Source organism: Moritella marina ATCC 15381, assembly GCF_008931805.1.
Lineage (GTDB): Bacteria > Pseudomonadota > Gammaproteobacteria > Enterobacterales > Moritellaceae > Moritella > Moritella marina.
The window spans coordinates 759,182-781,565 of record NZ_CP044399.1; the positions used below are offsets into that span (position 1 = coordinate 759,182).

A 22,384-nucleotide genomic window follows, 5' to 3' on the forward strand; every position below is an offset into this window, starting at 1 on the left:
AAAGATCACTGTAATAGCGCCATGATAAGAGAATACTGTTCTGCCTGATGTGTATTCTATAAAGTAACAGGTGGTTTATATACTCACTTGTAATAGCAGGTACATTTGATATTGTTAATGACAATGAAACGATAGAGAACTGTAGTGAGGGTGTTTTGTTAGAAAGTAATACCTACCGTGATGAATTAGAGTCTCTTTTAATGACAGGGTTTGTTCCCGCCGGTTATGCAATAACTAAAAATATAGAACTAGACCCTATCCCTGAAAGCGCTAAATATAAGGCATTAACTTTTTCTTTAGATGACCAAGGTATCATCTATCGCAAAGGTAAGGTGACAGCAGATAGACCAGGTGCTTTTTTAGCTATTTGGCAACGCCCATCAAGTTCTCGTGCAGATAGTCATAAGCCTATCCCTTTTAAACACAAAGAATTGGATTATTTGTTTGTTCAAGTAGAAGCACATTCTAATGTGACAAGTGCCGAAGAATCCATGGGTAAGCCAAAGTCTGGCATGTTTATTTTTCCTGTTGCTGTGTTGGTTAAAAAAGGTATTGTGTCTTCAGAACAAAGTAAAGGAAAAACAGGTTTTCGAGTCTTTCCGCCATGGAGCCAAGACCGAGGGGTGACAGGAACTAAGGTATTTTCAGAATCAGGTAAAAAAACTCAGCGTTGGCAATTACCCTATTTTGTTGAAATTGATGATGGTTTGATTGATCCTAAGAAATTAAATGAAATATTAGGTTAATTTTTTCTTCTGATACTCATTATTCAGGTGTACAAATTAATTAAATCACAACATCTATCGAGTTAAAACTGGGCTACTTAATATAATTAAGACCCCAGTCATTGGATGTCCAACTACTAGGGTCTTACTTAGGGTAGTAGGCTTGATGCATTCAAGCTAGATGTCGAGGCATCCGCTTGTATCATCATCGACAGATGGCTCATTATCCTGTTCAATAGCCACATGATCATCCATTGGGTTGACTACAATAAAGCGGCGTATTCTTTGTGTGAAGCACTTGCTGTTAAAGGACAAACTGATGAGTTAAAACAAAGCTTTTTTACTGATATAAATAGTGTTAATGCCCAACTATTTTATCCGACATATTCATTTACCAAGCAGACCATCAACTCAGCTTTGATAAAACATTAACGCGTTTGGGGTATCAATGTGAGCATCATGTCATTAAGGATGTTGATTTGCTCACCGATATTGATTGCCCGAGCTTTATTCGTTTGCAGACGCAGTCGAGCATTTTATATCATAACGTTAATAGCGTTGCTGCTGTGGTTGATTAAGGTGCTGACTGTAGCTAAAGTCTTGTTGTTATGGGAAGATTATCCCTCTTGCACGACCGTGCAAAGGTATGAACTTGGTATTATAGGAACAGCATGAATAATTTAGATATAGCGGTAACAACACCTGAAAACAAAACTAACTTACCTGTTAAATGGCTGATGACAGTTTTAATTATTGCGATAACTGTTTTAGGCCTTGTTCGTATTGCTGATGAAAAAGCGCATACCATGGTTGATGACTCAATTGTTGCTGCCGGTGCGAGTTTCGCTATTGCCCGTACGCTCGATGCCGTTATATCGGTTGTTAAAAGCACTGAGCTTTCAGTTGGTGTAGCATCGATTGATATTGGAGAAATGCTCAACCCGGTAAGCGACTTGATCAACAAGTTTACCTGGGTGATGACATTAGCTGTCGGCTCATTAGCGTTACAAAAAATTCTGTTGATGATGATGGCGTCTAAATTAGCGAATATCTTATTAATACTCGCGTCTTTTGCATTGCTCATGACTATGTGGATTCGAGGCACTAAGCAATATAGAAAAATAGCGCAGTCAGCATTTAAAGTGATCGTATTAATACGCTTTGCTGTCGTATTATCGCTTGGACTCAATATTATGGTTGATAAGCTGTTTATCGACGAACAAATTCAACGACAATCCAGCCAAATTGAAGGTGTAACGGCATTAGTTAAAGGTGTTCAAGATGGTGATGCGGAATTAGCAGTTAAAGCAGAACAGGGCTTTGTGGATGCAATGAAAGCCAGTTGGGAAAATGCCACAAACAAACTAAAAGTTGAGACAGATAAAGTGGCTTATATGCAACAAAGTATCGAAGATTCCATTATTAGCTTTATGGAACTAATGGCATTGTTTTTACTTAAAACGATCTTATTACCAATAGGCTTTTTGCTTATGCTTAAACAGCTCGTTTTTAGCAAAATAACCTTGTAGACCTATAACATCCTCACTTATAACGGTCGTCATTGATACCGAAATTAATGAATGTTAGCGATATTAAGTGCTATATGTTCTACTAATTTATTCACATACAAGATGGGGTGGTTTTTCCAATTCCCGCGTAATCCCTCCGATTAATATGAATAGATAAAGGCGCCAGTTAGGCGCTTTTTTTGATCTGAATTCTTCCCATTTTCACTTCTTATTTCATGCCTGCTTCAAAATAGGGTGATCTACATCAAGGTTAATTCGCAATAAAAATTAAGGTTTGTATTATTTAATATACTTTAGTGTTTTTTTATATTTTTTAATTTCAAACTAGAGCTTAAATTCTAATTGACAGTAGGGGCATTAATCGGACGTCATTGGGTTACGTGTAACCCTTTGTATTTATAGGTATTTAATTTTAATTTTATTTTGTTAAATACTCTCAACCTAATTGCGTATTCATAATGTGTATTAAAAAATACTGTTTACGGGTGATAAATAATTGCACTTGAAACATATTTCAGATCACAAATTAAGTTTTTATGGTTTGTAAACAAAAAAACATTGGCGCAACATATACCTCAAAAGGGGATGTGTTAATTCTATTGAAAATAAATATAGAACACATCCTGAAATTAATTTTAAGTTTTAAAATCAAGAGGATATATAAAATGATTAAAGTTTTCCTTTGCTGTGCAGCTGGTATGTCAACGTCTATGGTTGTTAATAAAATGCGTAAGGCTGCAGAGGAGTCTGGTGTTGAAGCTGAAATAAATGCTTACTCTATTTCTGCATTTGAGACTGAACTGAAGAAAAATGATGTTTGTTTGGTTGCTCCACAGGTTAAATACAAATTCGCTGAATTCAGCAAGCGCTGTGAAGAAGAAAATGTGGCGTGCGGACAAATTGACATGATGCAATACGGCATGATGAAGGGCAAAGAAATACTACAACAAGCGATTGATTTAAAAGCGAGTTAAATAATTAACATATGCGTAGCAAGATTGCTGCGTATTTTTTTACAGTGATTCAATACATATTTTTATAAATAAGGAAGTTTTTTATGTCACTTATCAATTCGACCATGAATTTTGTCGAGCGTGTTATCGCACCTATTGCAGGTAAGGTCGCGAGTCAAAAGCATATTTGCGCCATTAAAGATGGTTTCATTTCAACAATGCCGTTCTTGATTGTTGGTTCTTTACTGCTGGTATTCGCTAATCCCCCTGGCACGGGTAATTGGTTCTTAGATGGCTGGAATTCAGTTGTACAAGGTATCGGTCGTGACAATATTGTGGGTCCATTCTTTGTCAGTATGGGTATATTCGCGATGTACTCGGCTTATGGTATTGCATACAACTTAGCCGAGACGCTTAACACTAAAGGTGTTAGCCCAATGAACTCTGGCATGTTGTCTATGTTCTCTTTCCTACTTGCTGTTGCGCCAGCTGTTTGGGTTGGTGGTGAATTAGGTAGTGTGATCCCGATGGCTTACTTAGGTGGTGCTGGCGCATTTACTGCTATCATTTGTGGTCTATTAGTACCAACACTGCAAACTTTCCTTGTTGAAAAGAATATTCGTATCAAAATGCCTGAAGCAGTGCCTGAAAAAATATCAGCGTCGTTTGATCTGCTTATCCCTGTTGTTGTGATGATCTTAATTGTACAAATCATCAATGGTGTATTGGGTAACTTTGACCTTAATATTGCAACAGGCATCATGGCATTATTCAAGCCACTTGTTGCAGCGTCTGATACCTTCTTTGCCTTTGCACTTGCTATCTTATTAATTCAATTATTATGGTTCGCTGGTATTCATGGTGCATCTGTTGTTGGTGGCATCATTGGTCCACTATTACTCATCAACTTAGGTGCAAACCAAGAAGCACTGGAAGCAGGTAGAGAATTACCGGCTATCTTTATCAACCCAGTGATGGACTTCTTCGTATTCGTTGGTGGTTCAGGCGGTACATTAGCACTTGTTTGTATGATGGCTCGCTCTAAATCAGCTCACTTACGTACGATTGGTAAAATGTCATTCATCCCTGGTTGTTTCAATATTAACGAACCTGTGACTTTTGGTACGCCAATTGTAATGAACCCAACCTTCTTTATCCCTTGGATCGCAGCGCCATTAGTTAACGCATGTATCGTTTGGGGCGCATTCAAACTAGACCTAGTATCTAAAGTTGTGGCTTTACCACCATGGACAATGCCTGCGCCAATCGGAGCTGTAATGTCGACAAACTCGATGTTCGCTGCCGTTATCGTTGCAACTTGCTTCACCGTGAGTGGTTTAATCTTCTACCCATTCTTCAAAGCATATGAAAAAGAATTACTAGCACAAGAAAAATTTGAAGAAAAGGCTGACGAAAAAGCATTATCACCAGCAACTGCAGGTTAATAACAAGCAGTAAGTATTCACATAGCCATCTCTTACAGTCAAATTAAAGCTAAGAGATGGCTGACTAAAGTCGCAAATTACAATACAAAAATTAAGGTTCGGATGATGGAAATTACAGAAGAGTTTCTGATGACACTTTTATGCCAAGCGGGGGCAGCGCGTTCAGCTGTAATGCAAGCAATGGTTGAAGCAAGACAAGGTGATTTCGACTCCGCAAAAGCATCACTTAAAGCGGCAGATGAAGCATTAGAAGAAGTGCATAAATCACAGACCGAGCTTATCAGTTTCGATGAAGGTGAGGGCAAAGTTAAAATGACGTTGATTTTAACGCATATTCAAGATCACATTATGAATGCCATGTTGTGTAAAGACCTAGCATTCGAAATCATTGAACTGCAAAGACGTATTCAAAACGAGGACTAAATCATGTTAAAAATTACTATTATCGGTGGTGGTTCGAGTTACACTCCTGAAATTATCGAAGGCTTCATTAATCGTCATCACGAACTGCCTGTAACACACATAGATCTATTTGATATCGAAGAAGGCCGTTACAAAGTTGAGACTGTTGGCGCATTAGCGAAACGCATGATTGAAAATGCCGGTGTTGATATTGAATTGAACATTGAGTTTGATCGTCGTAAAGCCTTAACTGGCGCCAATTATGTTTGCTCGCAAATGCGTGTAGGTATGATCCCGGCGCGTGTGCAAGATGAGTTATTGGGTAATAAGTACGGCATGATTGGTCAAGAAACCAATGGTATTGCCGGTTTTGCTAAAGCAATGCGTACTATTCCAGTGACACTGTCTTTGTGTAAAGACATGGAAGAAATCTGTCCTGACGCTTGGTTAATTAACTTCACTAATCCATCGGGTATTATCACTGAAACGGTACTGAAACATACCAACATAAAAGTCATTGGCCTATGCAATGTGCCAGTGTGCACGCAATTTGGTATTGAAGAATTGATGGGCACGAAAGATCTGCAGGTGCAATTTGCGGGTTTGAATCACTTTATCCACGCCTTCCATATTTGGGACCACGGTAAAGATCGTATTGGTGAATTAATCGATAAAGTATGTTCTGGTGAAGAGTTTGCATTGCCTAAAAACTTAGGCGAAGTTACTTGGGTACCTGAGCAATTAAAACACTTAGGCGCATTACCGTGTGGTTATCATCAGTATTATTACAAGCAAGATGACTTAGAGCAAAAAGAAGTTAAGTCAGAAGGTTACGTAACGCGTGGTGAACAGGTTCAAGAAATTGAAACAGCACTATTCAAATTGTACGAAGATGTAAATCTTAATGTTAAACCAGCACAATTAGAAGAGCGTGGCGGCGCGCATTATTCAGAAGCAGCATGCGAACTAATTAATGCTATCCACAATGATAAGCGTACATTAATGCACGTAAATATTCGCAACAACGGTACGATTTCTGAATTACCTAATGATTGTGCCATTGAAGCAACGTCAGTGATCACCTCATGTGGGCCACAACCATTAAACCTACCGCCAATTACTAATCCGGCAATTCGTGGTACGTTACAATTACAAAAAGCATTCGAAGAGCTGGCTGTTGAAGCGGGTGTATTTGGTGATTATGGCGCGGCATTACAAGCATTAACAATCAATCCATTAGTGCGTAAAGGCACGGTAACGAAAGAAATCTTAGATGAGATGATTGAACTTAACGCGAAGTATTTAACTCAGTTTAACAATAAATAGCAGAGTGATTTATGCAACTAATCGTAAACATAGATGATTTAGGTCTGACTGAAAAAGTAAATGAATCTGTTGTCGCCTGCTTTAAAGTCGGTGTTGTGCAATCAACAACGATAATGATGAACCAACCGGCAACCGATCATGCGATTGAATTAATTAAGCAGGGCTTGATACCGAATGTTGGTCTACATGTCACGCTGACCAGCGGCAAACCAGTGTTAGATGCGAGCCTAGTGCCAGATTTAGTCGATAGTGGTGGTTTCTTTTTAAAGCAAGATAAAGTGATTGCAGCTGAAACGCTCAGTTTTGAGCAAGCTTATAGTGAGTTTAAAGCGCAATATGATAAAGCGATCGATGCGGGTATTAATATCACGCATATTGATAGCCATCACTTTGCTGCAGTATTTCCACCTTATAAAAAAGCATTTATTGCTTTTGCCAATGATATTGGTATCCCCGTACGCCGTGTTGATCATGTTACATCGGGGTGTGCAGATTTAACTGTTCCAACAACAGAAAAATTTAGCGCTCGATTCTATGATGAAGGCGTCACATTAGCGCGACTGCAAGCATTGATCCTTGAGTTTAATGCCGAGATCCCAAATGGCACGTTAGAGCTAATGAGTCATACCACATTAGCAGGGGATATGTTATTACCAACCTTATCGAGTTATGTTGATAAGCGTGTTGATGAGTTTAATATTCTCACTTCGCAAGCGCTAAAAGATTGGCTAGAGGTCAATCGAATCGAATGTGTTAGCTTTACTTCTGTTAATTAACAATTGTTAAAATAAGATATCTAAAAAGGTATTTTAAATTATACCCATTACGTCAAATCGATGTAGTGGGTATTTACTGTCGGCCACCTGTAAAGCTGCGTATCCAGCATTCCATCCAAGCATCCAGTAATCCATCCCTATTTACAGTGATAGCGACCTTCTAAGATACGTATCACAAAATGACTAAATGTTTGCAGTACACCTTTAGTGAGACTATAGGCTTAAGCCTATGCTTACCTTACATCCCGCGAGTTGATAAGTTTTTCTTATCAAATGCACAAATTTTCTCGATATGTTTATTACGCTGTACGCGTTAGTGTGAAGATCTTGTTTTGCGCATATCCATTTAAAACCGAGATCTAATAGAGTGAAGCGTCCCTATGGCTGAACAAAAAAGCAATCAGCAACACCGTACATTCGATAATAAAGATGCGAGATTAAAACACAATTTTCCATATAACATGGCAAACACCACGCGAAATGACCAGCTAAGTCATCATACTATGTCAAAGGTAACTACAACGACAAAATCAAAGACTACAGCAACTACAGTGGGCGTAGTTGCGTGTGCTTTAAAGCAGGTTAATGGTGTAAATATTAGCCTTTGCATCGACTCTGTGATTATTGAAGAACCTTTGCAGATTAGTCTTATTTATAATGACACGTTAGGTAAAGAGCAAGAGCGGGTTTATTTAGTCACCATGCGTACACCGGGTGACGATGTTAATTTGGTGACGGGGTTATTATTGGCAGAAGGCATTATCAAGCGTGCTGATGACATTGTCGGCATTAACGAACAATTTGATTTAGATGACATTGACCAAAATAAAACCAACCACAATGAAATACATGTACAGCTATCACCGGGTGTTGTTGTCGATTGGGCATTAATCAATCGAGATACCACCTCATTTTCCAGCTGTGGCGTATGTGGTAAGTCGTCTATAAAGTCTTTAGAACTGCGTAATATTATTGATTTAGATACAAGCGCAGGCTGGCTATCTGATCATATTATTCCCCATTTTAGTGAGCAACTGCGCCAATATCAATCGATGTTTAATCAAACAGGTGGGGTACATGGCTGCGCCTTATTCGATGCTCAAGGCCAACTATTACTGAGTAGTGAAGATGTTGGTCGTCATAATGCCTTAGACAAGTTGCTGGGAAAACTGGCAAGAAGTCCTGAGTTTGATGCCCTGCATAAAATTACATTTTTAAGCGGACGCATCAGTTTCGAATTAATCCAAAAAGTGCTGGTGTCGGGTATTTCTATATTAGTGGCTGTCGGTGCACCATCTAGCTTGGCAATTAACATGGCAAAACGTTTCAATTTGACTTTGATAGGCTTTAGCCGTGATGGTGGATTCAATATCTATCATGGTGCTTTCCGTTTAAACCTGCTTAATGATAATTGATATAGAGGATCACAATGACAATTAAAAAATATGAAGGTTCGGCTGGTGGCTGGGGCGCGCTATTAAGTACGACAAAGCATCTAGTCAAAAGTGAGAATGTATCACGTAATATTCGTAATTTATTAAAAACAAATCAAGATAAAGGCTTTGATTGTCCGGGCTGTGCTTGGGGTGAGTCGAAAGAACAGACGGCGTTTAAATTTTGTGAAAATGGCGCTAAAGCGGTTAACTGGGAAGCGACAAGCAGGCGTGTTACTCCCGATTTTTTTGCTAACCATCGGGTAAGTTGGTTAACACTGCAAAGTGATTATTTTTTAGAATCCCAGGGTCGTCTTAGTCATCCAGTTAAGTATAACCGTGTGACGGATTGTTATGAAGCGGTGAGTTGGCAGCAAGCGTTTACGCTCATCGCGACACATTTAAATGCGCTTGCAAGTCCTCATCAAGCTGAATTCTATACTTCAGGTCGTGCGAGTAATGAAGCGGCATTTTTATATCAACTTTTTGTACGTAAGTTTGGTACGAATAACTTTCCTGACTGCTCGAATATGTGTCATGAAGCCAGTGGTGTCGGGCTAAAGCAAGCCATCGGTATCGGTAAAGGTACCGTAACACTGGAAGATTTCGAGCATGCAGATGCTATTTTTGTGTTTGGTCAAAACCCTGGTACCAACCATCCGCGCATGTTAGATACGTTGCGACAGGCATCCCGTCGCGGGGCAGCTGTCGTTACGTTCAATACACTAAAAGAAAGAGGCTTAGAGCGTTTTACTAACCCACAGTCAGTGAAAGAGATGCTCACTGATGGTTCGACCCAAATTAGCCAATGTTATTTTACCCCCAAATTGGGTGGTGACATGGCCGTTGTACGTGGCATGGTTAAAGCACTTTGCGTCATTGATGATGCTGAGTTAGCGGCTGGGCGGGTATCTTTATTTGATCATGCTTTTATTAACGAACATACCCAAGGTCTGGGTGAGTATTTAAACGCTGTTAAAGCGACAGCATGGCATGAGATTACCGAGCAAGCGGGGTTGTTACAGTCTGAGATAGAACACGCAGCCAACATTTATCGCCAAGCAAAACGGGTAATTATTACCTGGGCGATGGGTATTACACAGCATAAGCACTCAGTAAAAACTATTCAAGAAATCGCCAATTTACAACTCTTATTTGGCCAATTAGGACAACAAGGCGCTGGATTATGTCCCGTGCGCGGGCACAGTAATGTGCAGGGTGACCGCACGATGGGCATTGATGAAAAACCGACGGTGGCGTTTACTCAAAGTATCTCCGATGAATTTGATTTTCAAGCGCCGACAGAGGCGGGGCACAATACCGTTGACGCAATCAAAGCTATGCTTGCTGGCGACAGTAAAGTCTTTATTGGCTTAGGCGGAAACTTTGCTGCAGCAACACCTGATACAGCGTTAACGCAACAAGCGTTATCTAACTGTCATCTGACGGTTAACATCGCCACTAAATTAAACCGTACGCATCTTATCGCGGGTAAAGACTCGCTTATCTTACCCTGTTTAGGACGTACAGATATTGATATGCAAGCGTCAGGGCCGCAAAGTATCACTGTCGAGGATTCGTTTAGCATGGTACATGCTTCTGCTGGTGTGGTCGCCGGAGATATTGGTGAAATGCGCTCTGAACCTGCGATTATTGCCGGTATAGCTGCAGCGACACTGGGTAAGCAACCGATTGATTGGGATTGGGTTATTGAAGACTATGCGCGAATTCGAGATTTAATAGCAAAAAGCATCCCTGGTTTTAGTGATTTTAACACTAAGATCAAGCAACCGGGTGGTTTCTACCTTGGTAATAGCGCAGCGCAGAGACAATGGAACACTGTATCGAAAAAAGCACAATTCATGCGACATGATTTGCCGGTGCATTTATTGCCTGCAAACTTACGAGAACTCAGTAACGATCCGGTGTTTGTATTACAAACCATGCGTTCACATGATCAGTACAATACAACCATTTATGGCTTTGACGATCGCTATCGCGGCATTTCTGGTGAGCGTAGAGTACTTTTTGTTAACGAAAATGATATCGCTGCATTAGGTATGGAGAATGGTCAATTAGTTGATATTGAATCACTGTGGCCTGATGGTATTGAACGTAAAGTGTTTGGTTTTAAACTTGTCGCTTATGACATTCCAGCAGGTAATATTGCGGCTTACTTTCCTGAAACTAACCCGCTGGTATCTATCGATGGTAAAGGGGATTTGAGTCATACGCCAATTTCTAAAGCCATCCCTGTGGTGTTATCCGAGGCAGTCTTACAACCTGAACACATTGAGTTAGCGAATGTTTAATTTATCGGTTGATTGACGAGTTATATAGCCTGCTGTAATAGCAGGTTTTTTGTCTGATATGATTGAGCATTAGATGACTAAACGTTAATCACATGTTACTAATTTTGCGATATGTTATAGATTTATGTACACTCCATATAAATCTATAGAGTATCGTATGAAACACAGTTCTTATTTTAAAAAATCAATGTTGCTTGCTAGCCTAATTAGTTGGGTGTTAGTCACTGTGATGCCAGTGCTTAACGCGAATAATAGTGTTGGTGTATGGGCGACCTTGTGTACTGTCAATGGACTGGAACTGGTTCAAATCGAAAAAGGTAAACCTCAAAGTCATGAGGGAAAACCTTGCCCATTCAGTCACTTTTCTTCGTTTCATGATCTCGCTTTATTAACCACGCCAGTATTAGTGGGTGTTAGCTTTTCAATTCAAGATCACTACTCATTTTTAGCGTATAACATACGTCATCAATGGCAAGTACCTCGCGCACCGCCCGCAGTCCTTTCTTAATTTAAATTATCGTTGTACTCGTTACTCTACTCGTACAGCGTATTCACGTGATTAATATCCAGTTAAGTTTTTGCTTTAGCGGGGGAATTGATGACGAAAAAATTTAGTTAATATGGATGACCTTCGTTAACTCGATAGGGATTTTGTAGAAAGGAAAATACAAAAATGTCGAAAATTATTCAGTCTGGAAATCACGTATCTTCAGATCGCGAGGAGCTTGCGCGCTCAAAATACCATTACTTCTTAACATGGCGTTGGCACTTTTATGCGGGGCTCTTTTTGATCCCGTTTATGTTGATGCTGAGCTTAACGGGTCTGGTCATGTTGTTTGATGATGAAATTGAATTTAGCCGTTACCAATCAGTGTTGGAAGTCGTGCCACAAACCTCGACTGTGGCTGTTTCTGTGCAAATGGATAATGTATTGCTCGCTTATCCCGACGCAAGCATGACGCAGTTTGTGCCAGCTCCTAGCCCTGATTTGGCTAATCGATTTTCCATTACTCTCGATTCTGGTAAGACGATATTTGTGACGGTGAATCAATATAGTGGCGAGATTATAGGTTCGATAGATCGCAGTGATAGTTGGTATCAACTCGCCAATGATATTCACGGTACTTTACTGTTAGGTGATTGGGGGGATTACTTGATTGAAATAGCCGCAAGTTTGGGCGTGATCTTATTAGTGACTGGTATTTATTTGTGGCTGCCTAGAGATAAAGGGAGTAAAGCTGGGTTTTTAAAAATAAGAACGACAAATGGGCCACGTATACTACTTCGAGATCTGCACGCCAATATTGGCGGTTTATTATCCTTTGTCTTGTTATTTTTCTTTATTTCAGGCTTAGCATGGGCAAGTATTTGGGGTGGTAAATTTGTGCAGGCGTGGAGTAGTTTTCCAGCAGAGAAATGGGATAACGTACCTCTATCTACACAAAATCATGCGTCAATGAATCACGGCAGTGAAGAAGAGATGCCATGGAACTTAGAGCAGACACTAATGCCAGAATCACATGACCATGCTGCGATGCTAGCTGCAACAGGCAATGCTGTTTCACATGACAATATGCAACACGGAGCTATGTCATCAGATACGGTACCAGCAGATAGCATGTCAGCAGATAGAGGCGTGGCTAAAGTGGGTATCGATAACATACTCGCGCAAGCTAAAGCGCTCGGGTTTACGCAATTTAAGCTTAACTTGCCACGTAGTGAAACCGGAGTTTACACCTTGGCAGCGAATACCATGAGTGGTGATATCACCGATCCTCGATTGGATAGGACCACGCATATCGATCAGTATTCAGGTCGGGTTTTAGCCGATGTAACGTGGAACGAATATAACCCCATGGCGAAGTTTATGGCAGCTGGTATTGCCCTGCATCAAGGGGATGTCAGTGTATTGAATAAAATAGTGAATGTATTATTTTGTTTGGCCTTTATATTTATCGCCATCTCAGGTGGTGTGATGTGGTGGATACGCCGACCTGTAGGTAAAAAAGTATTGGGCGCGCCGCCAAAGTTTGAACATGACGGTGTTTGGAAAGTGGGGCTGATGACGATCTTAGTTTTATCGCTTATGTTACCGCTGGCTGGTGGTACAATCGCCTTGGTATTGTTTATTGATTGGCTGGTTATTAAGCGTGTAAGTAAATTGCAAGTTGCGTTGAACTAGCGGTATTTTTTGAATGAGCGGTGACAAATTATCCTCGATTCACTGCTCATATTTTGTTATTTAAATGATTACTTTTTAATTAAACGGATGATTATAAATGGTAATTTGAAATATGTTTTTTTATGTATTCATATAGTGGTATACAATGCTTTGTACCCAGATATCCCTGTAAGGAAACATTATGAGCGATAATTTAAACTCCTCAGCAGTGACAGAGCTGCAATCTATTTTCAGCAATCGTGCTAATAATTATGATCAACGTCTTAATGATTTCAAGCAACTTCAAGACGAAGTACTTGCTGAACATTTACCGCGTGTGAAGAAAAGAGAAAGAAACATTTTTCTGGCAAAGGTTGCTGCGAGTGTACTTGTTATTGGCTTTATTGCATTGAAATTTGTGTAGGGGATTCGGATGTATAACCATATAGAAAATTTTGCAGAAGACGCGCTACTACGTAAACCAAACAAAAATTTTTCGGATAATGAATGGTTCAACGCTTATGGCGTTGGTCTTTACTTAATCAGTGATGATTCAAAAAAATCGGTTAAAGCGGTTAACTTTAGAGATAAAAAATTAAAATCATTATTAAATAATCAACCTGATGTAGTAACACTTGATGATGTCAGAAAAATCGCAGCGCGAACAAAAAGTGTGGATGATTTATATGATGTTGTGAATAGGTATGAAGCACCCACAGCGAATAGAGTCTCAAGATCGGTTGCTTTGATTGCAGTGATGGAGCAACTTAAGCAGGAAAATGTGCCCGAAGCACTCAATGCAATAGCGAATCTACCTGTTGATTATAAAGTCGAATCAACAGTATGGGGTCAGGTTATTACATTAGTGGTAGCAGCATTGTCTGGGGATTATAAAGCGGCACAATTTGAAGCGTCAATATTAATTAGCCGACTGCAAAGTGATAATCGACAAGCACATTTGGCCTGTATGTTACCTGCTTTATGCGTTAAATATTTACCAGAAGCACACTGGCCTTGGCAATTTAAAAAAACCACCATTGAGTGGGAAGGCGAGTTATATCATTGCATGCCAATTGTTATTCATAATAAGGAAGCTGAAGGTGGTAATGAGTTTATGAAAATACCTTGGTCAGAAAGAAGAGAAACGACCAAAGTATATGCCTATGATGCTTACGGTAGAAAAGGTCACTCAATGGTTTCTACGACGACAAATGCGATGACGGCAACGGCAAGTGCAGTTGGTTCATTAGCTGCAAATGTGGCCATTCAAAGTGTCGCGGCGATAGCCAGACAGTACAGTAAAGGCCGCTTTAGAGCGTTTAGTCTTAACAGTTATTCGAATACACTTGTGTTGAAAAAAGATGTTAAGGTACCAATTAATTCATGTGGTTACGTTATAACTAAAGATGAAGCTATGTTTGACGAGTGGGCGAAATCAGACAGTAATGTGGATATGAAAGCGATGGATGCTTTCTTAAATTTTGCGGACAATGAAGCTCATCAGCCGAAAAAATCGACTGCAATTGCAGACGTACAAGGACTGATTGCGGCTTTGCAAGCTAAAATGAATAGCTAGTCGTTCTTGCCTCGTATTATCTAGTCATGAATCTAGTCATGAATCTAATCATGAATTTAAGCCTGCTTTTGAAGCAGGCTTTTTTGTTGTTCACTTGTAATAGACAAGGTTTAATGATGAGATAGTCTTATCGTTAATTGTTATGTAAGTGAATAATATGTTTAAAAATATATCTGCAGCACTGGGTTTTGGTGGCGCTAAAGTCGACACTATTCTTGACCATAATGAAGTACTTCAAGGTGGTCTGGTATCAGGGCATGTAAAAGTGATGGGTGGTAGCGTAGATCAAAGCATCGCTGCCATTACCATTTGCTTAATGACGAAAGTGAAACAAGAAATTGATGACAATATTCAGTTTGTAGATCATGTATTAGCGCAATACCACGTATCAGATGCGTTTGATGCCAAGGCGGATGCTGAGTATCGTTTTGATTTTGAGTTTGATTTACATCCGGAAGCGCCGATCACGACGCTGGCTGTCAGTAATAACCAATGCGTTGTGTGGTTAGATACAGAACTTGATATTGATTATGCCATTGATGCTAGCGATAAGGACGTTATTCATGTGCTACCTTTGCCTACTATCGCGGGTATTATTAGTAAACTAATCGAAGATAAAGACTTAAAACTGGTTAAAACTGACATGGAATCAGGCAGTATCTCGATGTCTGGATTTACCAATGAGTCAGGTGCATATCAAGAAATCGAATTTCGTAAAAGCAGTATTTTTAGCCGTGGTGAACTCGAACTTAGCTTTGCAATTAAAGGCGATACTATTTACGGTTTAGCTGAGATAGACCGCGTGTTAAGAGGCGATAGTTATAAAAGTTTTGATATCTCTATCCATGCCTCGGATGCTGAAATAGACGACTTAGTCGATTATTTGATTTAAGACCGACAAGCGTTCGCTGTAATAGATAGTTGTAATAGAAAGTTGTAATAAATCGTTATAATCGCTCGGTGTAGAGATGACTACACCGAGCTTACTTCTCGCCATTATATGTCCCCTGAAAAGACAGTTATCCCCCCTTTATTATTCCCTGCGATTACTTCTAATTACGCGTTAATTTAGCTCTTAACAGTCTGATTATGCCTACTCTCTATGTTATCTAATTGTTTTAATTTAGCCTATTTAATCAATTTTATAATGATTATGGTTGAAACTATTAATTTATTTACCACTAATTTACTCATGCTTAACCTAATTTTAACTTCGGTGTATTATTCTTTTAAAACAGTGGTTTAATCTGTTTTTTGTTAGTGTGTAATGTATTCGTTATTTTATGATAACCGCTTTGATGATTACAACTGGGGTTGATAGTTACAGCTCTAACTATTATAGTTGTAGTTAATTGAACGTTCAATTAACTATTTGTCATGAGCTTTATTCACAAAAAATAAACATGACTAATGACTTGAACTGAACATGGATGTTGACTTTAAACTAAGCATGGATGATGACTTTTTATGGCTAGACCTGAAATGAAAACAGTGAGGCAGCAACAGCTGATTGACGCGACGTTGATCTCGGTTGAACGTCACGGTTTACACCACACCACAATCAACACGATTAGTGGATTAGCGGGATTATCATCTGGCCTTATTAGCCATTATTTTGGTGGTAAACAAGGTCTGATTGAAGCAACACTCAAATATCTACTCGAAGAACTAAAGCAAGCATTATTAAGCCGCATCTTAGGTAAAAACTTATCTCCAGCGGCACGCTTGTCAATGATCGTCGAATCTAATTTTACTGAATTTCAACGTTCGACCGCCGCAACAAAAACCTGGTTAAGTTTCTGGTCACAAGCAGTACATGATCCCGGATTAGCCAGACTGCAAAATATTAATTGCAAACGCTTGTATAGCAACCTGGCCTTTTCATTCAAACAACTCATGCCAGAGGATGCTGCTATTCATAGTGCTAAACAAGCTGCAGCGATGATTGATGGTTTTTGGTTACGTAGTGCATTAAGTCATGATCCTGAACAAGAATTCGAACAAGCCCAAATTTTATGTAAAGCCTTTATCGAGGCGGTGATTGCACCGCACGGAGAAAATCAATGTCGTTAATTACTTATCAAAATTATGTCCACGGACAGTCTATCGCCAATGAAACGGGCGAAACCTTTGAAGTTATCAACCCTGCCACCGGACAGGTGAGTTATTTAGTTGAAGTTGCAGACGCAAGTGTTCAGCAAGCAGCCATTGACAGTGCTAAAGCAGGTTTTGCAACTTGGTCAAATATGACGCCGATGGAACGTAGCCGTATTTTATTAAAAGCAGTGGCTTTATTACGTGAACGTAATGATGAACTGGCTGCTATCGAAGTGCATGACACAGGTAAACCTTGGCAAGAAGCGTCTGTCGTTGATGTTGTGACTGGCGCAGATTCAATCGAATTTTTTGCTGGCCTTGCACCAAGCATTGAAGGTAATCAACAGCAGGTTGGTGATGATTTTTACTATACCCGTCGTGAACCTCTAGGCATCTGCGCTGGTATTGGCGCTTGGAACTACCCGCTACAAATTGCGTGCTGGAAAGCGGCGCCGGCACTGGCTTGCGGTAATGTAATGATCTTCAAACCATCAGAAGAAACGCCACGTGGTGCGATTAAATTAGCAGAAGTATTTACCGATGCAGGTGTACCTCATGGCGTATTTAACGTTGTGCAAGGTGATGGCCGTGTCGGTGCTTGGTTAACGACGCATGAAGAGATTGCCAAAGTATCGTTTACGGGTGAAGTCGGCACAGGCAAGAAAGTAATGGCTGCTGCTGCGGGTTCATTGAAGGAAGTCACCATGGAACTTGGCGGTAAATCACCGTTAATCATCTTTGATGACGCCGATATTGATAACGCGGTATCAGCTGCAATGTTAGCGAACTTCTATACCCAAGGGGAAGTATGCACCAACGGTACGCGTGTATTTGTACAAGAGGCTATTTACCCACGCTTTATCGAGAAGCTGCGTGAACGTACCGAGAACAACATTATCTGTGGCGATCCGATGGATCCAGAGACTAACTTTGGTGCCTTGATTTCAAAAGAGCATCAACAAAAAGTGCTTAACTTTATCGACATTGGTAAAGCAGAAGGCGCTGAACTACTTACCGGTGGTCATGCTTTAAAACCTGACAATGCGCCGAATGGTTATTTTGTTGCGCCGACTATTTTCACTCAGTGCACAGATGAAATGACATTGAGCAAAGAAGAGATCTTTGGTCCAGTGATGTCAGTTCTTACATTCTCAGATGAAGATGAAGTTGTACGTCGTGCTAATGATACGCGCTTAGGCCTAGCGGCGGGTGTGTTCACTCAAGATATTACCCGTGCTCACCGTGTTATTCATCAAATGGAAGCGGGTATCTGTTGGATCAATGCGTATGGCGCATCACCTGCAGAAATGCCTGTTGGCGGTTATAAGATGTCGGGTATTGGCCGCGAGAATGGCAGCGAAACGTTAAAAGCGTATACCCAGATTAAAGCTGTGTATGTTGGTATGCAACCACTTGAAAGCCCATTTTAAGGAAAGGTTATGACTAGATCACAAGGATTGTACGATTATATTATTGTTGGCGCAGGTAGTGCGGGTTGTGTATTAGCGAATCGCTTATCAGCCGATCCAGCCAATAAAGTATTGCTACTCGAAACGGGTGGCAGTGATAAGAGTATCTTTATTCAAATGCCAACTGCGTTATCGATACCGATGAACAGTAATAAATACGCATGGCAGTTTGAAACCCAAGCTGAACCGACGTTAGATAATCGCCGTATGCATTGTCCTCGTGGCAAGGTATTAGGCGGTTCGTCTTCTATTAATGGCATGGTTTACGTACGCGGTCATGCCCGTGATTTTGATGAATGGCAGCAATCCGGTGCGAAAAATTGGGATTATAGCAATTGCTTACCTTATTTTAAGAAAGCCGAAAGCTGGGCATTTGGCGGTGATGAATACCGCGGTGGCAATGGACCACTGGCTGTGAATAACGGTAACAACATGAAAAACCCGTTATATAAAGCCTTTGTTGCTGCCGGTGTTGATGCCGGTTACATGGCAACCAATGATTACAATGGTCAGCAGCAAGAAGGTTTTGGCCCGATGCACATGACCATTAAAAAAGGTGTGCGTTGGTCGACTGCAAATGCGTATTTAAGACCGGCGATGCAACGTAGTAATTTAACGGTGATCACCCATGCTTTGGTACACAAAGTTGTGTTTGAAGGTAAGCAAGCTGTTGGCATCGAGTTTGAACGCAAGGGCAAACTAACGACTTTACATTGTAATAAAGAAGTCATCTTGTCGGCTGGTTCGGTTGGTTCGCCGCATATTCTGCAGTTATCGGGTATCGGTAAAGCAAGCACCTTAGCAGATGCAGGTATTGAACAAATACATGAACTGCCTGGTGTGGGTGAGAATTTACAAGATCATCTTGAGTTTTACTTCCAATTTAAATGCCTTAAACCGATTTCGTTGAATGGTAAATTAGACCCATTAAACAAACTGTTTATTGGTGCGCGTTGGTTCTTTCATAAATCTGGTTTAGGCGCGACCAATCACTTTGAATCTTGTGGTTTTATTCGTTCAAAACCCGGTCTAGAGTGGCCTGATCTGCAGTATCACTTTTTACCAGCAGCAATGCGTTATGACGGTAAAGAAGCGTTTGCCGGTCATGGTTTTCAAGTGCATGTTGGCCATAACAAACCCAAAAGCCGTGGTTTTGTCAAAGTGGTATCAAAAGATGCACACGTGGCACCACATATTCAGTTTAATTATTTATCTGCAGCTGAAGACATTGCAGCGTTTCGAGCGTGTGTACGCTTAACACGTGAAATCATCAATCAACCTGGATTAGACGAATTTCGCGGTGAAGAAATTCAACCCGGTATCGCGGTGCAAACCGATGAAGAGATTGACAGCTTTGTCAGAAGTACCGTTGAAAGTGCTTACCATCCTTCTTGTTCGTGCAAGATGGGTGAAGACGCGCTGGCAGTGGTTGATTCAGACACCAAGGTGCATGGTATTGACGGGCTAAGAGTGGTTGATTCCTCTATTTTTCCTACCATTCCCAATGGTAATTTGAACTCGCCAACGATCATGTTAGCTGAGCGTGCTGCCGACATTATCTTGGGCAATACCATGCTCAAAGCTGATGATACTGTGGTGACTGTGGCGCCGAAATGGCAAAGCACGCAACGGTTACAACAACCAAAACGACAACCTGCTTAAAGCAAGGTTTAGTGTGAGTCGACTTTATGACAATAGGGTTGATAAAAGTACTGCGAATGCGTTGTGAGAATGACGCATTCGCAATCTAGGTATATGACCAGCCTAAGCCGTTCTGGCTAAATGGTCTTTAACGTCATACTCAATTCATCAGGGTTTAAATATCGTCAATCCGATATTTAAGGTTTGAGGGGTAGTGCTATCTAAAACAAGCACTAACTTAAACATTGAGCTGACTATATCGGAGCACAAGAGGGAACAAACTTGTGTTTTATCGTTTTTATAAAAAATATTACATGGAGTTTAAACAATGACGACTTGGCTTACGATAGGTATTTTATTTACCTTTGCTGCAATTGCGTTTGTGATCTACCGTTGGGGTAATGTGAAATGCGTTGGTGTCACACCCGTACGTACATTTACGTTTATCGCAATTCTATTTACCTCAGGTTTAGACGTGGGACTGATCATGTTTCCGCTGACCGAGTTTGCGGGTTATGCAAACCTTGCAGCGAGTCCTGAATACAGCTTTACGAACCCATTAGCGATCGAGTTTGGGTTCTGGGCATTCTTAATTTGGGCATTTTACTTTTTAACGTGTTTCTATTTTTGCGTGATAGAACCAAGAGTGAAGTTCTTTGAGATCCCTGTGATTAAATTCATCAACAACTTTATCATTATCGGGACGTGTGCCTTTACTGCTTACTTGTTATTGACTAATTTACCTTGGTATTTACCTGAAATGGGTGATGGCGAAACGATAGTGGGTAGCTTCTACCTGATTGTGTTCTTAGTGATTGCTGCGGCGGTTTACTCAAGCACGAGCATTCGCTATGTACGTATCCTCAGCTTAGCCAGTACTTGGTTGTTCTTAGGTCTTATCGTTCTAATGTGGGCGGGTGCGTTCCTATCTGAAGGATCAAATGTCAGCGAATTTGCCACGACCTTTGCGCTATTGGGTGATTACTTTGGTAACTTACATCACTTTGTTCTACCAATGAATGATTACCATGAATTTTACTTATTCTGGTGGTTCTCGTGGAGCATTATGATTGGTCAGTTCACATCACGCTTTGTTGGCGGCATGAAGACTTATCAAGTACTGATTGCAATGATGGTATTCCCGTCTATTCCAATCGCAGTATGGTTCTCGGTACTTTACTACTATAGCGTTAATGAAATCGCGACAACGGGTTTCTATAACCTAGCGATGATATTAGTGGGCATCACTTTTGTGATTAACTCGCTGGATTCATTAGTACGACTTTATACTGATAATTTAAACTTAACGGTAGCACGTTTTGGTAAAGTTAAATACATCATAGGTAACGTGGCATTAATGAGTGGCTTAACCTTATTGTTCAAATTGGATTTCTTACAGATTCAATGGGTTGGGGCATTAGCTATCGCGCTTATCTTGGGTTGTTTCGTGTATATTCTAGCGAAAAAATATAAGCAAGTTGCGGCGATTGAGCGTTCACCAAAAGAGAATGAAATCGATTTCGATAAAATTGAGTTAGCTAACTAGTCATATAAATAGTGCTTAATTCTGGAACAAGCAAAATAGCGTTTAGGCGTTATTTTGCTTTTTTTTTATTTGCAGTATGAGTCTGATGTTAATTTCTGTTATGGTGGCGAAAAAACATGTTATAGCAATGCCGAAAATTAAGTGTCCAAAATGATATTACTCCTGCAAACCGCTCAAGAGCCGCCTGTTTGCTTAGGCAAGGCCATCTATGGCATGTCTATTTGCGATAGGTTTGCGATAGCAATAGCATTTTTATGCATCGTTTTTAGAGGCGTTGGTATTAGCTGTTGTTAATTCGGTTATCAATTTAGGCTATATTTATGGAAAAGTACGAAGAATTATTAGTGTCATTGCGCCAAGTGATCAGAGCTATTGATATACATTCTCGCAAGTTGAATAAACAATCTGGTTTAACCGGACCACAGCTCATGGTAATGCAGAATATTGCCATGCTCGATGCGCCACTGGCAAAAGATATAGCTAAAGAAATCGCACTCAGTGCAGCGACGGTGACGACGATTATAGACCGTCTTGAGAGCCGAGAGTTAGTGATCAGAACGCGCAGTAAAACCGATAAACGTAAAGTGCATTTATCATTAAGTGAAGCGGGTATCACTTTGCTTAGCAGTTCACCGAAGCCATTACAGGATCATTTCATAACCCGTTATCAAAACCTTGAAGAATGGGAACAAAGCCAGTTATTATCCGCTGTCGAACGTATTGCCTCGATGATGGATGCAGAAAAATTAGATGCCGCGCCAGTGCTATTAGTTGGTCAAATACAAGCTGAAGAATAACACGACTAGTTGCCTGATATTCATAATATATTAATAATAAACAACGCAGTGTTACCGTGAATATCGTCATAAAATGTTATATGTATTTTTTACGAATGTTTACGGTATTTAGTACTTATTTAGTACTTTAAAAGATTTTAGCCGCAATTTACTGTAGTATTGGTGACACTTCATACAATAATAAGGATATTATTTA

Annotated in this window: 19 protein-coding genes; all 19 read left to right on the forward strand. The window is 40.3% G+C overall.

The features are described 5' to 3' along the window. Window positions 1–155 precede the first annotated feature (155 nt). The 19 genes from FR932_RS03510 (at window position 156) to FR932_RS03605 (ending at window position 22,188) form a co-directional block, all read left to right on the forward strand. Window positions 156–746, forward strand: coding sequence for a MepB family protein (locus FR932_RS03510; RefSeq protein WP_019439906.1), 591 nt, complete (start codon window positions 156–158; stop codon window positions 744–746). A gap of 650 nt (window positions 747–1,396) precedes the next feature. Then, complete coding sequence (locus FR932_RS03520; RefSeq protein WP_019439908.1) at window positions 1,397–2,254, forward strand: hypothetical protein; 858 nt, start codon at window positions 1,397–1,399, stop codon at window positions 2,252–2,254. 665 nt (window positions 2,255–2,919) lie between these two features. Continuing rightward, a complete protein-coding gene (locus tag FR932_RS03525) occupies window positions 2,920–3,228 on the forward strand; it encodes a PTS sugar transporter subunit IIB (protein ID WP_019439909.1) in 309 nt (102 codons plus the stop codon). An 83-nt stretch (window positions 3,229–3,311) separates the two neighbouring features. After that, the gene (locus FR932_RS03530; protein WP_019439910.1) at window positions 3,312–4,652 is read left to right on the forward strand and encodes a PTS cellobiose transporter subunit IIC; all 1,341 of its coding nucleotides are present in this window, start codon (window positions 3,312–3,314) and stop codon (window positions 4,650–4,652) included. Between the two features lie 102 nt (window positions 4,653–4,754). Continuing rightward, window positions 4,755–5,075, forward strand: coding sequence for a PTS lactose/cellobiose transporter subunit IIA (locus FR932_RS03535; protein ID WP_240532348.1), 321 nt, complete (start codon window positions 4,755–4,757; stop codon window positions 5,073–5,075). Window positions 5,076–5,078: 3 nt separating this feature from the next. Continuing rightward, window positions 5,079–6,380 (forward strand): 6-phospho-beta-glucosidase, encoded by a 1,302-nt coding sequence (locus tag FR932_RS03540; protein ID WP_019439912.1) that lies wholly within the window; start codon window positions 5,079–5,081, stop codon window positions 6,378–6,380. Between the two features lie 11 nt (window positions 6,381–6,391). After that, complete coding sequence (locus FR932_RS03545) at window positions 6,392–7,156, forward strand: carbohydrate deacetylase (RefSeq protein WP_019439913.1); 765 nt, start codon at window positions 6,392–6,394, stop codon at window positions 7,154–7,156. A 380-nt stretch (window positions 7,157–7,536) separates the two neighbouring features. Then, a complete protein-coding gene (fdhD, locus tag FR932_RS03550) occupies window positions 7,537–8,571 on the forward strand; it encodes a formate dehydrogenase accessory sulfurtransferase FdhD (RefSeq protein ID WP_019439914.1) in 1,035 nt (344 codons plus the stop codon). A 14-nt stretch (window positions 8,572–8,585) separates the two neighbouring features. Beyond that, entirely contained in the window at window positions 8,586–10,901 is a 2,316-nt protein-coding gene (locus FR932_RS03555; RefSeq protein ID WP_019439915.1) for an FdhF/YdeP family oxidoreductase, read from the forward strand. Window positions 10,902–11,058: 157 nt separating this feature from the next. Continuing rightward, entirely contained in the window at window positions 11,059–11,409 is a 351-nt protein-coding gene (locus tag FR932_RS03560) for a hypothetical protein (protein WP_019439916.1), read from the forward strand. Window positions 11,410–11,574: 165 nt separating this feature from the next. Next, window positions 11,575–13,083, forward strand: coding sequence for a PepSY-associated TM helix domain-containing protein (locus tag FR932_RS03565; RefSeq protein WP_019439917.1), 1,509 nt, complete (start codon window positions 11,575–11,577; stop codon window positions 13,081–13,083). Window positions 13,084–13,264: 181 nt separating this feature from the next. Then, window positions 13,265–13,486 carry a hypothetical protein gene (locus FR932_RS03570; protein ID WP_019439918.1) on the forward strand — a complete coding sequence of 74 codons (222 nt, stop codon included), beginning with the start codon at window positions 13,265–13,267 and terminating at the stop codon, window positions 13,484–13,486. 9 nt (window positions 13,487–13,495) lie between these two features. Beyond that, window positions 13,496–14,638, forward strand: a complete 1,143-nt coding sequence (locus FR932_RS03575; protein WP_019439919.1) for a hypothetical protein — start codon at window positions 13,496–13,498, stop codon at window positions 14,636–14,638. Window positions 14,639–14,795: 157 nt separating this feature from the next. Further along, window positions 14,796–15,530 carry a sporulation protein gene (locus tag FR932_RS03580; protein WP_019439920.1) on the forward strand — a complete coding sequence of 245 codons (735 nt, stop codon included), beginning with the start codon at window positions 14,796–14,798 and terminating at the stop codon, window positions 15,528–15,530. Between the two features lie 575 nt (window positions 15,531–16,105). Beyond that, window positions 16,106–16,711: a transcriptional regulator BetI gene (betI, locus tag FR932_RS03585; RefSeq protein WP_019439921.1), complete on the forward strand. Its 606-nt coding sequence runs from the start codon at window positions 16,106–16,108 to the stop codon at window positions 16,709–16,711. Continuing rightward, window positions 16,702–18,165 (forward strand): betaine-aldehyde dehydrogenase, encoded by a 1,464-nt coding sequence (betB, locus tag FR932_RS03590; RefSeq protein WP_019439922.1) that lies wholly within the window; start codon window positions 16,702–16,704, stop codon window positions 18,163–18,165. Before betI ends, betB begins: the two co-directional genes overlap by 10 nt. A gap of 9 nt (window positions 18,166–18,174) precedes the next feature. Then, window positions 18,175–19,866 carry a choline dehydrogenase gene (gene betA, locus FR932_RS03595; RefSeq protein WP_019439923.1) on the forward strand — a complete coding sequence of 564 codons (1,692 nt, stop codon included), beginning with the start codon at window positions 18,175–18,177 and terminating at the stop codon, window positions 19,864–19,866. 307 nt (window positions 19,867–20,173) lie between these two features. Beyond that, complete coding sequence (locus tag FR932_RS03600; protein WP_019439924.1) at window positions 20,174–21,391, forward strand: BCCT family transporter; 1,218 nt, start codon at window positions 20,174–20,176, stop codon at window positions 21,389–21,391. 320 nt (window positions 21,392–21,711) lie between these two features. Further along, a complete protein-coding gene (locus tag FR932_RS03605; RefSeq protein WP_019439925.1) occupies window positions 21,712–22,188 on the forward strand; it encodes a MarR family winged helix-turn-helix transcriptional regulator in 477 nt (158 codons plus the stop codon). Window positions 22,189–22,384: the final 196 nt, after the last annotated feature.

What these genes read in the sequence shown, in the direction of transcription:
- FR932_RS03520 (WP_019439908.1), top strand. Translation starts at nt 1,397, where the DNA reads ATGAATAATTTAGATATAGCGGTAACAACACCTGAAAACAAAACTAAC.
- FR932_RS03605 (WP_019439925.1), top strand. Translation starts at nt 21,712, where the DNA reads ATGGAAAAGTACGAAGAATTATTAGTGTCATTGCGCCAAGTGATCAGA.
- FR932_RS03525 (WP_019439909.1), top strand. Translation starts at nt 2,920, where the DNA reads ATGATTAAAGTTTTCCTTTGCTGTGCAGCTGGTATGTCAACGTCTATG.
- FR932_RS03575 (WP_019439919.1), top strand. Translation starts at nt 13,496, where the DNA reads ATGTATAACCATATAGAAAATTTTGCAGAAGACGCGCTACTACGTAAA.
- FR932_RS03535 (WP_240532348.1), top strand. Translation starts at nt 4,755, where the DNA reads ATGATGGAAATTACAGAAGAGTTTCTGATGACACTTTTATGCCAAGCG.
- FR932_RS03580 (WP_019439920.1), top strand. Translation starts at nt 14,796, where the DNA reads ATGTTTAAAAATATATCTGCAGCACTGGGTTTTGGTGGCGCTAAAGTC.
- FR932_RS03600 (WP_019439924.1), top strand. Translation starts at nt 20,174, where the DNA reads ATGACGACTTGGCTTACGATAGGTATTTTATTTACCTTTGCTGCAATT.
- betA (WP_019439923.1), top strand. Translation starts at nt 18,175, where the DNA reads ATGACTAGATCACAAGGATTGTACGATTATATTATTGTTGGCGCAGGT.
- FR932_RS03530 (WP_019439910.1), top strand. Translation starts at nt 3,312, where the DNA reads ATGTCACTTATCAATTCGACCATGAATTTTGTCGAGCGTGTTATCGCA.
- betI (WP_019439921.1), top strand. Translation starts at nt 16,106, where the DNA reads ATGGCTAGACCTGAAATGAAAACAGTGAGGCAGCAACAGCTGATTGAC.
- FR932_RS03570 (WP_019439918.1), top strand. Translation starts at nt 13,265, where the DNA reads ATGAGCGATAATTTAAACTCCTCAGCAGTGACAGAGCTGCAATCTATT.
- FR932_RS03560 (WP_019439916.1), top strand. Translation starts at nt 11,059, where the DNA reads ATGAAACACAGTTCTTATTTTAAAAAATCAATGTTGCTTGCTAGCCTA.
- fdhD (WP_019439914.1), top strand. Translation starts at nt 7,537, where the DNA reads ATGGCTGAACAAAAAAGCAATCAGCAACACCGTACATTCGATAATAAA.
- FR932_RS03565 (WP_019439917.1), top strand. Translation starts at nt 11,575, where the DNA reads ATGTCGAAAATTATTCAGTCTGGAAATCACGTATCTTCAGATCGCGAG.
- FR932_RS03540 (WP_019439912.1), top strand. Translation starts at nt 5,079, where the DNA reads ATGTTAAAAATTACTATTATCGGTGGTGGTTCGAGTTACACTCCTGAA.
- FR932_RS03555 (WP_019439915.1), top strand. Translation starts at nt 8,586, where the DNA reads ATGACAATTAAAAAATATGAAGGTTCGGCTGGTGGCTGGGGCGCGCTA.
- betB (WP_019439922.1), top strand. Translation starts at nt 16,702, where the DNA reads ATGTCGTTAATTACTTATCAAAATTATGTCCACGGACAGTCTATCGCC.
- FR932_RS03545 (WP_019439913.1), top strand. Translation starts at nt 6,392, where the DNA reads ATGCAACTAATCGTAAACATAGATGATTTAGGTCTGACTGAAAAAGTA.